Source organism: Achromobacter veterisilvae (assembly GCF_037619525.1).
Classification (GTDB): Bacteria; Pseudomonadota; Gammaproteobacteria; order Burkholderiales; family Burkholderiaceae_B; genus Achromobacter; species Achromobacter veterisilvae.
Map to the genome: position 1 here is coordinate 1,783,769 of NZ_CP148753.1, position 16,131 is coordinate 1,799,899.

General features: G+C 66.3%; 10 protein-coding genes and 1 tRNA gene. 10 read left to right on the top strand and 1 reads right to left on the bottom strand.

Features of this window, described 5'->3' with window-relative positions; translation table 11 throughout:
- Position 1: 1 nt before the first annotated feature.
- The 10 genes from WHX56_RS08255 (at position 2) to WHX56_RS08300 (ending at position 14,478) form a co-directional block, all read left to right on the top strand.
- Complete coding sequence (locus WHX56_RS08255; protein WP_287751402.1) at positions 2–1,261, top strand: YeaH/YhbH family protein; 1,260 nt, start codon at positions 2–4, stop codon at positions 1,259–1,261.
- Positions 1,258–2,811, top strand: a complete 1,554-nt coding sequence (locus tag WHX56_RS08260) for a SpoVR family protein (protein WP_129244142.1) — start codon at positions 1,258–1,260, stop codon at positions 2,809–2,811. The genes WHX56_RS08255 and WHX56_RS08260 overlap by 4 nt, the downstream gene beginning before the upstream one ends.
- 138 nt (positions 2,812–2,949) lie before the next feature.
- Positions 2,950–3,040, top strand: a tRNA-Ser gene (locus tag WHX56_RS08265).
- A 137-nt stretch (positions 3,041–3,177) separates the two neighbouring features.
- Entirely contained in the window at positions 3,178–4,812 is a 1,635-nt protein-coding gene (locus tag WHX56_RS08270; protein ID WP_338880962.1) for a Na+/H+ antiporter, read from the top strand.
- 135 nt (positions 4,813–4,947) lie between these two features.
- Positions 4,948–5,634, top strand: a complete 687-nt coding sequence (locus tag WHX56_RS08275) for a response regulator transcription factor (RefSeq protein WP_338880963.1) — start codon at positions 4,948–4,950, stop codon at positions 5,632–5,634.
- 257 nt (positions 5,635–5,891) lie between these two features.
- Positions 5,892–7,169 (top strand): EAL domain-containing protein, encoded by a 1,278-nt coding sequence (locus tag WHX56_RS08280; RefSeq protein ID WP_338880964.1) that lies wholly within the window; start codon positions 5,892–5,894, stop codon positions 7,167–7,169.
- A gap of 16 nt (positions 7,170–7,185) precedes the next feature.
- On the top strand, positions 7,186–9,981 hold the full coding sequence (locus WHX56_RS08285; RefSeq protein WP_338880965.1) for an ATP-binding protein: 2,796 nt from the start codon (positions 7,186–7,188) through the stop codon (positions 9,979–9,981).
- A gap of 265 nt (positions 9,982–10,246) precedes the next feature.
- Entirely contained in the window at positions 10,247–10,885 is a 639-nt protein-coding gene (locus WHX56_RS08290) for a fimbrial protein (protein WP_129247239.1), read from the top strand.
- Between the two features lie 85 nt (positions 10,886–10,970).
- Positions 10,971–11,735, top strand: a complete 765-nt coding sequence (locus WHX56_RS08295) for a fimbrial biogenesis chaperone (protein WP_129247241.1) — start codon at positions 10,971–10,973, stop codon at positions 11,733–11,735.
- A 139-nt stretch (positions 11,736–11,874) separates the two neighbouring features.
- Positions 11,875–14,478 carry a fimbria/pilus outer membrane usher protein gene (locus tag WHX56_RS08300; protein WP_338880966.1) on the top strand — a complete coding sequence of 868 codons (2,604 nt, stop codon included), beginning with the start codon at positions 11,875–11,877 and terminating at the stop codon, positions 14,476–14,478.
- A 214-nt stretch (positions 14,479–14,692) separates the two neighbouring features.
- Here the strand turns inward: WHX56_RS08300 and WHX56_RS08305 are convergent, their stop codons facing one another.
- Positions 14,693–16,051 (bottom strand): fimbrial protein, encoded by a 1,359-nt coding sequence (locus WHX56_RS08305; RefSeq protein WP_129247245.1) that lies wholly within the window; start codon positions 16,049–16,051, stop codon positions 14,693–14,695.
- Positions 16,052–16,131 lie beyond the last annotated feature (80 nt).

Consider the following 16,131-nt stretch of genomic DNA (forward strand, 5'->3'; position numbering starts at 1 on the left):
CATGAATTCACTGATCGATCGCCGTCTCAACGGGCGCAATAAAAGCGCCGTCAACCGGGAGCGTTTTCTCCGGCGTTACAAGGACCAGATCCGCAAGGCGGTCCACGGGATGATCCGCGACCGTTCCATCCAGGACATGGACCAGGGCGGCGAGATCAACCTGCCCGTCCGCGACATCTCCGAGCCGACCTTCCACCACGGCCAGGGCGGCGACCGCGAGATGGTGCACCCCGGCAACCGCGAGTTTGCCAAGGGCGACACCTTCGACCGGCCGCAGGGCGGGCAGGGGGAAGGCGGGTCCGAGCCGGGCGAGGGCGAATCGGTGGACCAGTTCACCTTCAGCCTGTCGCGGGCCGAATTCCTCAACCTGTTCTTCGAGGACCTGGAGCTGCCGCACATGGCGCGCACCCAGTTGGGCGAGGTCAGCCAGAAGAAATGGCAGCGCGCCGGCTACACGACTTCCGGCTCGCCCAGCATGCTGAGCATCAGCCGCACGCTCAAGTCGTCGCTGGCGCGCCGCGTCGCGCTCGGCGTGAAGGCGCGGGCCGACCTTGAAGATGCCGAAGAGCGCCTGGCCAAGGCGCGCGAAGTGGGCGCCCCGGCCGACGAGATCCGGGCGCTGGAGCAGGAGGTCGAAGATTGCCGCGAGCGCCTGGCCCGCGTGCCGTTCCTGGACGACCTGGACCTGCGCTACCGCAACCGGGTGTCGGTCTCGATCCCCATGGCGCGCGCCGTGATGTTCTGCCTGATGGACGTGTCGGGCTCCATGGACGAAGGCAAGAAGGACCTGGCCAAGCGGTTCTTCTCGCTGCTGTATTTGTTCCTGTCGCGCAAGTACGAACACGTGGACCTGGTTTTCATCCGCCACACGGACAACGCCGAGGAAGTGGACGAGCAGACCTTCTTCTACGATCCCAAGAGCGGCGGCACCATCGTGCTGTCCGCGCTGGAGCTGATGCGCGAGATCCTCGAAAAGCGCTATCCGCCGGGGTCCTGGAACGTCTACGCGGCGCAGGCCAGCGACGGCGATTCTTTCGGCGCCGACGCCGGCAAGAGCGCGCGCTTCCTGGCCGAGCACCTGCTGCCCGCCACCCGCTACTTCGCCTATATCGAGGTCCCCGATTCGCAGGAAGCGCGCAAGAGCAGCCTGTGGGCGGAATACGAACAGAAACTGGAGCCGCACTTCGTGATGCGGCGCATCTGCGAACGCAGCGAAATCTTCCCTGTGTTCCATGATCTGTTCAAAAAGGAGACCGCATGAATACCATCGTCGGAGCTCTCGTGGAGCCGGAGGCCGCCGGCAGCGCCCGGCCGATCTCCCAAGGTTCCGAATGGACGTTCGAACTGATCCAGTCCTATGACGAAGCGATTTCCAAGATCGCCGCGGAATACGGCCTGGACACGTATCCGAACCAGATCGAGGTGATCACCTCGGAGCAGATGCTGGACGCCTATGCCTCGGCCGGGCTGCCCATCGGGTATCCCCACTGGTCGTACGGCAAGGAGTTCATCCGCAACGAGCAGTTCTACCGCCGCGGCATGCAGGGGCTGGCCTACGAGATCGTGATCAATTCCAACCCTTGCATCTCGTACCTCATGGAAGAGAATTCCATGACGATGCAGGCGCTGGTGATTGCGCATGCCTGCTACGGGCACAACTCCTTCTTCAAGGGCAATTACCTGTTCCGCCAATGGACGGACGCGGACGGCGTGCTGGACTATCTGGTCTTCGCGCGCAAGTACGTCATGGCCTGCGAGGACCGCTACGGTATCGAGGCCGTCGAGGCGCTTCTCGACTCCTGCCATGCGCTGTCGCACCACGGGGTGGACCGCTACAAGCGCCCCGCGCCGATTTCCTACAAGGAAGAGGCCGCGCGCCAGGCCGAGCGCGCGGAGCACGCCCGCCTGCAGTACAACGACCTGTGGCGGACCCTGCCGCGGCTCGAGGACGAAAAGGACACGCGGGTCGAGGCTTCGGTGTTCCCGCCCGAACCTGAAGAGAATCTGCTGTACTTCATCGAGAAGTACTCGCCCAAGCTCGCGCCGTGGCAGAAGGAACTGGTGCGCATCGTCCGCAAGATCGCGCAGTACTTCTACCCGCAGACGCAGACCAAGGTCATGAACGAGGGCTGGGCCACGTTCTGGCACTACACCATCCTCAACCGGCTGCATGAAAAGGGGCTGGTGAACGACGGCTTCATGATGGAGTTCCTGCAGAGCCACACCAATGTGGTCAGCCAGCGCGGCTTCGACGAGCGCGGCTACGGCGGCATCAACCCGTATGCGCTGGGCTTCGCCATGATGTCGGACATCCGCCGCATCTGCGAGGCGCCCACGCCCGAGGACCGCCGCTGGTTCCCCGACATCGCGGGCGGCGACTGGCTGAAGACCCTGGACTTCGCCATGCGCAACTTCAAGGACGAGTCCTTCATCTCGCAGTACCTGTCGCCGCGCCTGATCCGGGAATTCCGCTTTTTCGCGATCTCGGACCATCAGGCCAATCCGAAGCTGGAAGTGGCCGCGATCCACGACGACGAGGGCTACCGCGACATCCGGCGCCTGCTCGCCGCGCAGCACAACCGCGACAACCAGGTGCCGGACATCCAGGTGGTCCGCTTCAACCGCGATTCCGACCGCTCCCTGGTGCTGCGCCACCTGAAGACCCGCGGCCGGCCGCTGGCCGGCGAAGACGCCGAACAGGTCATGAAGCACCTGGCGCGGCTCTGGGGGTTCAGGGTGCGCCTGGAAGAGACCGAGCCGGACGGCACGGTCAGCTCCTACCGCGAACAGGACCCGCCCGCCAGCGCTTAGTGGGCGAACAGGGCCGAGAGGGGGACGCCAAGGCGTCCCCTTTTTTTTCATGTGGCCTTGCCGCGGATGCGCGCAATCTGCTAGAATCGCGGATTCGCATTTTTCGCAGCGGTAAAAACACGCCGAAAAACGCAGTTAGGACAGGTGGCCGAGTGGTTGAAGGCGCACGCCTGGAAAGCGTGTATACGTCAAAAGCGTATCGGGGGTTCGAATCCCCCTCTGTCCGCCAGGAATGCACGAGCCCCTGATTTCGCCAAGAAATCAGGGGCTTTTTCTTTGTTGGCGGCGGATGTTGCGCCGCGCTTCGCGCGCGGGTACCTTGCTGCCAGGATCCGCCATTCGATTCCGGATTCGGGAGGAACGCCCTTGGAGACTTTCACCGTCGTCATGGCCATGCTGGTCGCCGTCCTGCTGAGCGGCGTGCTGGTCCGCCTGCTGCCGCTGGCCGTTCCCTTGCCCTTCGTGCAGATCGGGCTGGGCTTCTTGGTGGCCGCGGTGTTCCAGCGCGGGGTGCTGATCGAGCCCGACATCTTCTTTCTCCTGTTCCTGCCGCCGCTGCTGTTCCTGGACGGCTGGCGGGTGTCGAAGCTGGCGGTCATGCGCGAATCGTCGTCCATCCTGCAACTGGCGTTCGGGCTGGTGTTCGTGACCGTGATCGGCGTGGGCTACCTGATCCACTGGATGATCCCGGCGGTGCCGCTGGCGGTGGCCTTCGCCATCGCGGCCATCGTATCGCCCACCGATCCGGTCGCGGTGGAGGCCATCTCGCGCAAGGTCGCCGTTCCGCGGCGGATGATGGCGATACTGGAAGGCGAGGCCCTGTTCAACGACGCCAGCGGCCTGGTGGCGTTCCGGTTCGCGGTGGTGGCCGCCGCCACCGGCACGTTTTCCCTGACGCAGGCGGCCCTGTCCTTCGTCTGGGTGTCCGCGGCCGGCATCGCGATCGGCGCCGGGCTGACCTTGCTGGCGATGCGCGCGCGCCGCCTGGTTTCGCGGCGCCTGGGCGAAGAGCCGGGCGTGGACGTGCTGCTCAGCCTGGTCACCCCGTTCTTCGTCTACTACGTCGCCGAGCAGGCCGGCGCGTCCGGCATCCTGGCCGCCGTCGCGGCGGGGATCGCCATGAGCTACGCCGAAATGTCCGGCGGGGCGCTGGCGGCCACCCGGATGGAACGCCACGCGGTCTGGAACATGGTGCAGTTCACGCTCAACGGCATGATGTTCGTGCTGCTGGGAGAGCAATTCCCGACCATCCTGGCAAACCTGTCGCGGGCCGCGCAGGAGAGCGGCGGGCATTCCATCTACTGGCTGCCGCTGTACGGCCTGGCGATCAGCCTGGGACTGGTGCTGTGCAGGCTGTTGTGGGTCGTCGTCGCGCTGAAGGTCAACGCGGCGGCGGCCCGCCGCCGGGGCGGCGAGCCCGTCCGGATCGGGCTGCGCGTGATCCTGGCCATGTCCCTGGCGGGCGTGCGCGGCGCGGTGACCCTGGCGGGGGTCATGACGCTGCCCTTCGCCCTGGACAACGGCGCGCCGTTTCCCGCGCGCGATCTGGCGATATCCCTGGCGGCGATGGTCATCGTCTATTCCCTGCTGCTGGCCAGCGCCAGCCTGCCGAGGCTGCTGCGCGGCCTGCATTTCCCGCCCAACGGCCGGGTGCGGCGGGAACTGGCGCTGGCGCAGGAAGCGATGTTGCAGGCCGCGCTGGATGGCGTGGCGCAATATGCCCGGCGCCGGATCGCGGCGCATCCGGAAGACACGGGGCTGTACGCGGACGCCGCCGACAGCCTGGCCGCCGACCTGCGCCGGCAGGCGGGGGAGGTGCCGGACGGAACCTCGGCGGAGGACCTGGAGAAGCAGGCCGGCATCGAGCGCCTGATGCGCCTGGAGGCGATCGCCGCGTCGCGCCAGGCCTTGTTCCGCCTGGCCCGGACGCATCGCATTTCGGACACGCTGGCCCGCGAACAGGTGCGGCTGCTGGATCTGCACGAAGCGCGGTTGCGCTGAGGCGGCCCGCTTTCGTACTAGTACTAGCGCGGTCGCGTTATTAACGAACCAGTACGAATTTGGCCCGGCGGATCCAAACGTACAGTGCATGTTTTCTCTTCTGCAGCCCAAGGCTGTTCCGGAGCCGACTGCACCATGAAAATCAACTTCATCATTGCCGATGACCATCCCATGGTGGTCGTCGGCATCAAGCATGAGCTTTCCAGCATCCATACGCTGCGCAACGCGGGGGTCGCCAGGAACTCCACCGAGGTGCTGGACCTGCTGGCGCGTTGCCACTGCGACGTGTTGATCACCGACTACGTCATGCCCGGCGGAGAATTCGGCGACGGCATGGCCATGCTTTCGTTCATCCGCCGCCGCTATCCGGAACTGAAGATCGTCGTGCTCACGGCCATCGAGAACCTCGCGGTCGTGGCCGAGATGAGGAAGATCGGCGTGCATTCCGTCCTCAACAAGGCGGACGAGGTCGGCCATCTGGTCTCGGCGGTGCATGCCGTCTACGCGGGCGCATCCTACTTTTCCCCGCGGCTGCGGGGAGAGGGCGGCGGGGGCGGCGACGGGCAGGCGCGCGCCTTGTCGCCCCGCGAGGCCGAGGTCGTGCGCCTGTACGTGTCGGGCGCGTCCATTTCCGAAATCGCGCGCCAGCTCAACCGCACCAAGCAGACCGTCAGCTCTCAGAAAAGCAGCGCCATGCGCAAGCTCGGCATCGAACGCGACGTCGACCTGTTCTGTTTCGCCTACGAAACCGGCCTGGTCATCGCGCGCCAGCCGATCGAGGGCGCGGTGCCGGCCTTTCCGCGTCCACCGCTCGCTAGATAGCGCCGAAGCGTTCATTTAGTACCCGTCTGATTGCCCGGGCATGGCCGGGGCCAGATACTGAATCCGTTCATTCATCTGTATCGCAAAGCCAGGCTCCGGGACGCGCAGACATGCCAGTCCAGGGCGGTCGCCATCGATCGGCGCATCGGACAGCCCTGCGGTCCGCGGGCGATACGGGCGGCGCAATGCCATACGCCGGCATTCGCGCAGCCCGCTCCCGCCGGGCCCGCCCCATTGCGACTAGCGAGGATCTCATCGTGAATATTCCAGCCGCTCTATCCGACCAGGCAGGCGCGGGCGCGCCTCATGTCATGGCCTTGGGACCGCTGACCCGTTCCACCGACATGCTGAGCGGCCTGCTGATCCAGGGCGACCTGCACTCCTTGCGCGTGTCGGAAACGCGAGGCCAGCTCGAGGCGGAGCTCGCCGCCGAGGCGGTGGACGTCATCGTCTGCGAGGTGTCGGGAGACGCGTCCGAGCACCTGAATCTTCCCGTCCGCCTGTTGCGCCTGTATGCGCTGAACCGCCTGGCCAAGGTGCCCGCGGTAATCTGGCTGAGCGATCTGCCCGCGCAAACGCTGGACGCGCAGGCGTCCGAACTGCGGGATGCCGGGGTCGGGGTCGAAGTGGCCAGCCTGGTGGACAAGCACAGCCTGGCCGGCGCGCTGGGACGCCTGGCGACTCGGCGTCCGGCCAGGCCGGCGGGCGCCGCCTGCCCGCCCGCGCGTTTCACGGAAGACAATTTGCGGCAGTCGGTCGAGTCGGGCCAGGAGTTCCGGATCGTCCTGCAGCCGCAGTACGACCTGACGACGGGCCGGATGGTGGGCGCGGAGGCCCTGGCGCGCTGGCGGCACGGCGGGTTCGGCGAGATACCGCCGTCCGAGTTCCTGCCCGCCCTGCGCCGCCTGGGCCGCAAGTGCGCGCTGTTCGATTTCGTCCTGGCGCGCGTCCATGAGGTCCTGCACACCCTCCTGCGCGCGAACGCCGCATTGCCGGTCTCCATCAACGCGTCCGCCGCCACCCTGGCGATCCCGGGGCTGCTGTATCGCCTGGATGCCGGCGCGCGGCGCGAAGGCATCCCGGCCGAACTCCTGAAGATCGAACTGACCGAAGACGTCGACATCGACGACATTCAGCGCATCGCGTCGGACCTGGAATGGATGCGCGCGCGGGGCTTCGGCATCAGCATGGACGATTTCGGCACCGGCACGTCGACGCTGGAACGGCTGACCCGCCTGCCGTTCTCGGAATTCAAGATAGACCGCTCTTTCGTGCAGCGCATGCACACCGAGCCCGCGGCGCGCGCCGTCGTGATCACCGCGCTGGATCTCGGCCGCCGGCTGGGCATGCGGGTGGTGGCGGAAGGCATCGAACGCTCGGAACACATCTATTTGCTGCGCGAGCTGGGCTGCCACGTGGGGCAGGGCTACGAGCTGTGCCGTCCGCTGGAAGTCTCGGACTTCATCGCCAAGGTCCTGAACGAGGCCTCGGCGCAGCCCTTGCCGCGCAACGGCGAGCAATACAGGGTGGCCTGAGGGCCAGCGCGACACCGTGTCCGAACCCCAGCTCCAGGCCCTGGCCCGCTATCGCCGTTACCAGCGCCTGCTGCTGCTGGGCGGCGGCCTGCTCACGACCCTGATGGTGATCCTGACCTTTGCGCTGGGCATCCAGACCCGGCTGCGCGTCCATCTGGACGCGCAGCGGCAGGGCTTCGTGCTGAGCCGCAGCCTGGTCGAAAAATACGGCCCGAGCGCGCTCATGACGCCATTCGCCCAGGACGACGAAAGCGGATGCGCGATGATCCTGTCGGCCAGCGGACTCGCGCTGGCATCGGGCGGCGAAGCCTGCGAGGACGCCGACCGATTGCCGCCGGCCCTGGTCCAGGCGCTGCTGGCGGCGGCCGGCCCAGAACCGCAGGAACTGTACTGGAATGGGGGGATCGTCATCGCTGGCGCGTTCGGGGAAGAGGACCTCGTGCTGGTCCATGCCTATTCCCCGCGAGGCATGGCCGCGGCGCTTGGCTGGAACGTCGGCGCGGACGCCGCCATGTCGCTGGCGACGCTGGCCATCATGTGGCTGTGCGCGGCGGCGCTGAAGCTGCGGGTCTTCCGTCCGCTGCTGGAATGGTCGCGGCAGATCTACGACAGCGAGACGCTGAGCCGGACGCTGATCGACACCGCGCCGGTGGGACTGGGCCTGATCGCCGCCGATAGCGGAAAGCCCTTGCTGTGGAGCCCTTCCATGACGGAAACCGTCAGCCGGATCGCCCTCCCGGCCGACACCCTGTCGGATGAGCTGACCCGGCGGTATCGGGCGCGCCTGACGGATGGCGGCGCGGGCTGGCGGCGGGGACCCTTGCAGGAGGAACTGGGTTTTCCCACCCACGACGGCAGGGAAATCGACCTGTCGGTGAGCATGGCGCGCGCGCGGTACCAGGGTCAGGACGTGCTGGTGACGGCGTTCGTGGACGTCACGGCGAAAAAGCGTGTGGAGCAGCAGTTGCGCAAGGCGCGCCAGGCGGCCGATTCGGCCAACGCGGCCAAGTCGGCGTTCCTGGCGGCGATGAGCCACGAGATCCGCACGCCGCTCAACGCCATCCTGGGCAACCTGGAGCTGCTGTCGCATTCGCCGCTGAACGCGGCGCAGCGCGACCGGCTCGACACGATCCGCTCGGCTTCCGACGGCCTGCTGTCGGTGGTCAGCGACGTGCTGGATTTCTCCAAGATCGAAGCGGGCGAGCTGCGCCTGGAGGAGATCGAGTTCGATGCGCTGGAGGTGGCCTCGCGGGCCTTGAGGATGTTCGCGCCGATGGCGCAGGCCTGCGGGCTGGCGCTGGTGGGCGAGCTGGGCCTGGCGGTGAGCCAGCCGATGCGGGGCGATCCCACGCGGCTGGGGCAGATCCTGCACAACCTGCTGTCGAACGCGATCAAGTTCACCAACGCGGGCAAGGTGACGCTGCGGCTGGCGCTGGACGAGGCGGGGTCGCAGGCGGCGTTCGAGGTCGAGGACACGGGCATCGGCATGTCGGCCGAGCAGATGGCCCGGCTGTTCCGGGCCTTCAGCCAGGGCGACGCCACCATCAGCCGGCGCTTCGGCGGAACCGGGCTGGGCCTGGCGCTGTGTTCGCGCCTGGCGCAGGCCATGGGCGGGACGATGGCGGCCGAGAGCGAGCCGGGGCTGGGCAGCCGCTTCACGCTGCGGCTGCCGCTGGGCGAATGCGCGGGCGAACGCGATCTGCCGCGGTTCGACGGCCAGTCGGTGGTGCTGGTGGCGGCCTTCGAGGCCGAGCGCGCCTATGTCGGCCAGGCGCTGTCGGCCTGGGGGCTGCGGCCGCAGGGCTATGGTCATCCCGCGCAGGTCGGCCAGCAGGAACTGGAGGGCGCGGCGGCTCTGGTCCTGTGGGGTGCCCGCCAGACCTGGCTGGCCGCGGACGAGAACCGCCTGATCGAGGAGTCCGCGTGGGTGATCGACTGCGCCATGTCGGGTCCGGGCCTGCCCACGGCGGCGGGCCGGCTGCTGAGCGTGTCCATGTATGGGCTGGGCGGGTTGGCGGGGGCGTTGCGGCATGCGTTGCAGGGCCGGGCGCTGGCGCCGGCGTCGCCGGGCCGTCGCGTGCTGGCGCGTCCCCTGCGGATCCTGGTGGCCGAAGACAACCTGGTGAACCGCCGGTTGTTCGAAGAGCAGCTTGCGTTGCTGGGCTGCGAGGTGCGCACGGCCGAGGATGGGGAAGCGGCGCTGGCGTGGCTGGAGCGCGAGGAGTACGACGTATTGCTGACGGACCTGGCGATGCCGGGGATGGACGGCTACACGCTGGCGCGGCGGGCGCTGCGGCGGTGGCCGTCGCTGCCGGTGGTGGCGGCCACCGCCCACGTCACGCCGCAGGAGCGCGAGCGCTGCGCGCAGGCCGGCATGGCGCGCGTGCTGGGCAAGCCGCTGTCGCTGGAGGAGCTGGGCCGGACCCTGTCGGAACTGACCGGCATCGCCTGGGGGCCGCCCATGCCGGCCGAACCGGCCGACGACCCGCTGGGCGGACAGGCGCTGCCGGAGGGCCTGCGCAGCCTGTTCCTGGAGTCCTGTGAAACGTCGCTGTCCGCGCTGAAACAGGCGCAGCAGGACGGCGACGCCCAACGGCTGCGGGCGGAACTGCATTCGCTGAGCGGCATGCTGGGGGTGTTCCGCATGCGGAACATGCGCCACAAGCTGGTCGACGTGGAAACGCGGTTCAAGCAGGGCGATGTCGACGCCTCGCATGCCGTCAAGCTCCTGCTCGAAGAGCTGGAGGCCGGCCTGCGGCGCGCGCGCGTGGCTCCGGAGGCCCGGGGCCCGACGCGGCGACGCCGCGTGTAAGGGCCGCCCGCCGCGGCCTTTCCCGACCGCCCGTCCGTCGCGGCGCCGATCGTTCCGCGCCGCTGCCCGGGCGCTTGCTTTTTTGCAGTCCTTAACGATGTGCCCGGGCTTTTCGTACTGGTCTGAGTTTCAACGCGCGCTGCGATTCCTACCATGCTCATGGTGCTGGAAACGGCCCGTTCTTTGGTATCTGAAGACGAAAGAAGCGGTTTATTTCCATCGATGACAGGTACCCATTTTCTTCTCTACACACTTACACGAAATCATGAAAAAACATCTCTTGAGTCTCGCATTGCTGTCCGCGATGGGCCTGTCCACGGCACACGCCGCCCAGGGCGCCAGCGGCACCATCAATTTCTCCGGATCCGTCGTCGCGGATACCTGCGTGGTTTCCGGCGGCGGCGCCGCCGGTTCCGGCACCGGCACCATCAACGTGGACATGGGGTCGACGGCCATCGGCCAGATCGGCAAGGGTTCGTCTCCGAAAGAGGCGGCGCATCCGGGCTCGACGCTGGCGCCGGAAGGCAAGGATTTTGAATTGCTGGTGAACTGCGCCGACGCGGCGGGCGTGGACAACTACACGCTGAAGATTTCGCCCGCCATTGCCTCCGGCAAGCACATCGGGACGGCCACCGGCCAGGTCGCCATCGCCCTGTTCGACACCTTCCTGGACAACACCGGCGTGGCCCTGGATTTCACCACCGGCTCGGTGTCCGGCACGACCGCGATCAGCGCGGGCCCCACTCCGGCGACCGGACCGCTGCAACCCCAGCTCTCCGGGGACAAGAAGTCGGCCACCTACCACCTCAGGGCATACGTGGTGACCGCCAATGGCGATTCCACCGCCAGTATCAGCGGCCATAGCTACACCGCCGCGGCGTACTACACGCTTTCCTACAACTGATCCACAAGGTCGTTTTTCGCCAAGCGTTATGGGGGAGGCCGCGGCATCGCGGTCTCCCCCGATAACGGCTGTTCCGGAGCCCCGCATGTCCGCTATTTTTTCCACCTTGCGCCGCATTTGCGGCCCCGCGCTGATCGCGGCCGCTTTGGCTGGCGGCTCCAGCGCCCACGCGTCCATTTCCTTGAGCACCACGCGCGTGATCTTCGACGGCCGTAACAAGGAAGCATCCGTTGTCGTCAGAAACGGCAAAGCCAACATCCTGGTCCAGTCCTGGGTCGAAAGCAATACCGAAGGCGACCTGGGCGAATTGCCCTTCGCCGTGAGCCCGCCGCTGGCCAAGATGCTGCCCGATTCGCAGCAGCTTCTGCGAGTGTTGTACGCGGGCGGAAAGAACTCCTTGCCGCAGGACAAAGAGTCCGTGCTGTGGCTGAACGTGCAGGAAATCCCCGAAGCCGTGCCTGGGGAGAACGTGCTGCAAATGGCGATACGCCAGCGCATCAAGCTGTTCTTCCGTCCGCCGGGCCTGCAAGGAGCCGCCGACGACGCGCCCGCGGCTTTGCAATGGAGCATCGTGCAGCAGCAGGGGAAACCCATGTTGCAGGTATCCAATCCCAGCGCCTTCCACGTGTCGTTCTCACACATCGCCATCGGCTCCGGTGCTCCCGTCGCGGTGCGCGTCATGGTCGCGCCGGGCGAAACGAGCAGATACGCGCTCGGCAAGGAAGTTTCGCCGGGCTCGACGGCCCTGGCGTTCTCCGTGGTCAACGATTACGGGGGCGTCGACGAATACAAGGCGCGCCTGTCCGGCGCGGATCCCGTCAATGCGGCCGCGGCCAAGGCGCCGAAGTAGTTTCTTCGCCCCGGGGCCAGCGGAAGACCGCTGAGTGGCCGAAGCGTTCGGGGGGAGGGTGAAAAACCATGTGGTAGACACGATGAAATCCTGGAATTCCAATTCAAATCGCACCGTCCATGGTGTGATCGCAGGTTTCTTGAGCCTGGGCCTTCCCACGTGGGCGGCCGCCACCGGCACCGCCAAACCTTCCACGGCCGTCGCCGCGCTTGGCCAGACCGAGCAGCCGGGCGATCCGTCCGGATTCAGCATGGCCTTCCTGCAAGGCGCCTACCAGGCCGCGGACGTCAAATCGCTGCTGCTGGGCAGCGAGGTGATGGCCGGCACTTATCGCGTGGACATCTATACCAACGGCGATCCGGCGGGCCGCCGGGACGTGACGTTTTCGGTCAATCCGGGCACCGGACAGGTGGAACCCTGTTTTACGGCCGAACTCTTGACGCAGGCCGGCGTGGATACCCGCAAGCTCGAAGCCCAGGGCAAAGCCCTGCAAGGCGCCTGCCTGCGCCTGCCCGAACTGATCGAGCAGGCCAGCGCCCACTACGATGCGCCGCGCCTGCGCCTGAACCTCAGCGTGCCGCAGGCCTACATGTCGGCTTCGCATCGCGGATACGTGGACCCCTCCCTCTGGGAAGATGGCGTGCCCGCCGCGTTCGTGAACTACAGCCTCAATAGCCGCAGGGGCTGGTCCACCCGCACGGGCGGCAGCAACGACCGTTCCACGAGCGTGGGACTGCAAATGGGCGCCAACCTGGGCGCCTGGCGGCTGCGCAACAATTCCTACCTGACCATGGGCAGCCGCCAGGCCACGCAATTCCAAAGCCAGAACACCTATTTGCAGCGCGGGCTCAATGGCATCAAAAGCCAGCTCCAGATCGGAGAGACCTACACCAATTCGCCCTTGTTCGACGGTGTGCAATTCCAGGGCGTGCAATTGGCGTCGGACGAGGCCATGCGGCCCGACAACGAGCAGGGCTATGCGCCGGTGATCCGCGGCAACGCCGAGTCGAACGCCACCGTCGAAGTGCGGCAGAACGGCTACCTGATCTATAGCGCGACGGTCGCGCCGGGGCCGTTCGAGATCACCGATCTGTCGCCGTCAGGATCCAACGGGGACATGGAAATCACGGTCATCGAGGCCGACGGCAGCCGGCGCGTGCAGCGCCAGGCTTTTTCCAGCCCGCCGCTCATGGTGCGGGAAGGGCGCGTCCGCTACGATGGGGCGTTTGGACGGTTCAAGCGGAACGGCAGCGGCGGGGAACGGCCTATCTTCGGCAGCGCGTCCCTGCTCTATGGCGTGTCCGGCAATGTCACGCTGGCCGCGGGGCTGCAGGCTTCCGCCGGCTACCAGGCCTATTCGCTGGGCGCGGGCGTGAATACGCGCGCCGGCGCGGTTTCCCTAGATGCCACCCATTCCATCAGCAAGAACGACGGCAAAAGCCTGTCCGGCGACAAACTGGACCTGCGCTACGGCAAGTTCCTGGAAGACACCAACACCAACGTTTCCGTCAACTATCAGCGCAGCCTGAACGACGGCTTCCGCAGTCTGTCCGACCATGTCTACGCCAAGAACCGGTCCGACGGCGTGGATCCGTACGCCTCGCGCTACGGCTACACGCATTCCCGCGTGGATGCCTACCTGGCGCAGAACCTGGGGCAGGGCAACCGCTATGGAAGCCTGTACCTGAGCGGTTCGGACGCGCGCTATTGGGACGATTCCCGGTCGCGCAGCCTGTCCGTCGGCTACAGCAATTCGCTGGGCCGGGTGTCGTACAACCTGGGCTACAGCCACATGCGCAATGTCAACGGCGGACCTTACGGCAGGCGCTACAGCGACAACCTGATGTCGCTGACGTTGTCTTTCCCGCTGGGTTCCGGCGCGGGGGCGCCGCAGGGATACACCAGCCTGAACCGCCAGGGCTCCGGCTCATCGGTGCAGGCGGGCGTCGGCGGGCAACTGCCGACGGAACGGGACATCGGCTACAGCATTACCGCCGGCCGCGGCATGGATGGCGGCGGCAGCGGTTCGGCCGCGGCCAGCACGACCACCTCGTTCGCGAGACTGGGCGCGGGCTACAGCTATGGCAACCACTACCATGCGACGACGTTGTCGGCCAATGGTTCGGTGGTGGCGCACGGAGGCGGCGTCAACCTGGGCCAGTCGGTAGGCGACACCTTCCTGCTGGCCAAGGTGGATCCGCCGGTGGCGGGCGTCGGGCTGTCGAGCTACGCGGGCGCGGAAACCGGCCGCAACGGCTACGCCGTGGTGCCCAGCGCCACGCCGTTCCGCAGCAACTGGGTCGGGCTGGATACGCGCAAGCTGACGGCCGAAGTCGAGTTCGACAACGCCATGCAACAGATCGTCCCCACGCGCGGGGCGATCGGCCAGGTGACGTTCAAGGCCGACACCGGCCGCCGCGTGCAATTCGAACTCACGCAGCCCGACGGAAAGCCGATGGCGTTCGGCGCGACGGTCGACGATGCCGACGGCAACCGCCTGGGCATCACCGATCCGCGCGGGCGGGTGCTGGCCATGCTGTCGGAAGACAAGGAAAAGGGCGAGCTGCTGGTCCGCTGGAACGAACTGGAATGCCGGATTCCCTATGCGCTTCCGGCCAGGACGGAAGGCGAAAACTACCAGAGGATTTCGTTGAAGTGCGATAGCGCCCGGGCGATCGAACGCAAGAATCCGCCTCGCCAGGGGCCGTTGGTGGGGCAGGACCCTTCGACGAAGAAGCTGTAGGGGTGCGGCGGACGGCTTCCGCCGCGCCTGCGCAAGGCAGCGATCCCGCTTGCGAAAAAAAAACCCCGATCAGGGAAAATGATCGGGGAAACGGAAGGGAACGCTCCCCGCCCGGGAGTGGACGAAGAGCATGAATATCGTAGCCCCGCGGGGCCGGCCAGACTATCTGACAAGTATGAATTCCGCCTGCCGCCATCCAGCGGCGGCCGGGAACTCAGGGGTACACGATCGTGACCGTGGCCTTCGCCTTTACGGAACCCGCTTCCGCAACCGGCGGCGTGTCGGGCAGACGCACATACTGTGCCGTGAACTTCATGTTGTACGACGCATTCTTGGGCGCGCTGGCATTGCCGTACTTGATGGGATTCGTCGCCGTGGGCGACGGCAGGCTGCTGCCCACCGGCTGAGGCAAATAGACGATCGGATTCTGGGAGGCCGGGGTTCCCGAGGAGACGTCGGCGTCGCGGTACAGGCGAATGCCCACATTTCCCCTCTCGGGCTTCAGGTAGTTCACCTGCGCGCCGGTGCCCTGGGGGTCGGAGAAATACATGGAAAAAGTGGCGCCCGCCGCGCAGTTGTTCGCAATCAGGGAGAACGTCGCCTCGTTTTCCGTGCCTTCCTCGCGGGGGCGGCCCGCGGCGACGACGCGGCTCGCGTTGACGCCCAGGAGATTGACCGTCTGGTTCAATGAGTTCGTGTCGAACTGGCAGGTAGGATAGTTCGACGGCAGTTGCACGGACTCCAGGTTGCCCAGGTTGTTGTTGGCCATGTAGGTGGGGGTGAAGCAGTCTATGCCGGATTCCCCGTCGTTGGTGGTGTTGTCCGGGAAAGAGCCCAGGAAAACATTGATGAGGGGGCCTTGGTTCAGCCGCAGAGCGTCCTGGGTGAGATAGCTGCTTACGTATCCATCGGGATTCTGGAGAACGATTTCATATCGGCCCGTAATGGTCAGGGTGGCGGTGATCCGTTTTACCTTATCGTCGTTATCCTTGTGGGCCACGAAGAATCTGAACCCCCCCGTATATTTGTTGGGCTCGAGCATGACGGGAAACTGGACCCCGGTATCGACATCCGGATCCAGATTGCTGGTCGTGATGCCGGTGACGATGAATCTGCCGCCGAGCTTGGGGTAATAGTTGAGAAGACTGGATCGCGTGGCCGTGTCCCAGGGAACGTTGCCCCAGCTAGGTTCCGTGATGAATATCCGGTCGCTCCGCAGGCCGGTGCCGCCTGGATTGGGAGCCTGCTTGCCCACCGACCTGAGCTGGTTGATCGTTATGTTCAACCGCATGTCATGGGTCGCCAATACGGCGCCTTTCGTGAAGGTGGGGGAAGCCGGCAGATTCCAGAAGGAAACGCTCGAGAACATGCCGGCGGTCGACGTGATCGTGCAGGACGCGTAGGCGGCATGCGCCGGCGTGGCGGGGAGCAGGCCGGCCGTCAGCGCGACGCCGCCCAGGATCGTATTCAGTCTCGCGCCCCGGCCGCGTTTTCGCAGGCCGAACCCTTTTTTTCCATGTATCAATTTCGTGCTCCTGGTGCCGTTTCCGTGTACGGATTCACGGCGCGTCATCGCGATCGCGCCCTATTGGACGAATCTTAGAAGCGCGACGCACAGGCGGATATCGGACAAGTTCTAAAGCGGAGCGGTCC

Excerpts from the sequence above, each read along its gene's own strand:
- WHX56_RS08255 (WP_287751402.1), top strand. The coding sequence starts at position 2 with ATGAATTCACTGATCGATCGCCGTCTCAACGGGCGCAATAAAAGCGCC.
- WHX56_RS08260 (WP_129244142.1), top strand. The coding sequence starts at position 1,258 with ATGAATACCATCGTCGGAGCTCTCGTGGAGCCGGAGGCCGCCGGCAGC.
- WHX56_RS08275 (WP_338880963.1), top strand. The coding sequence starts at position 4,948 with ATGAAAATCAACTTCATCATTGCCGATGACCATCCCATGGTGGTCGTC.
- WHX56_RS08290 (WP_129247239.1), top strand. The coding sequence starts at position 10,247 with ATGAAAAAACATCTCTTGAGTCTCGCATTGCTGTCCGCGATGGGCCTG.
- WHX56_RS08295 (WP_129247241.1), top strand. The coding sequence starts at position 10,971 with ATGTCCGCTATTTTTTCCACCTTGCGCCGCATTTGCGGCCCCGCGCTG.
- WHX56_RS08305 (WP_129247245.1), bottom strand. The coding sequence starts at position 16,051 with ATGACGCGCCGTGAATCCGTACACGGAAACGGCACCAGGAGCACGAAA.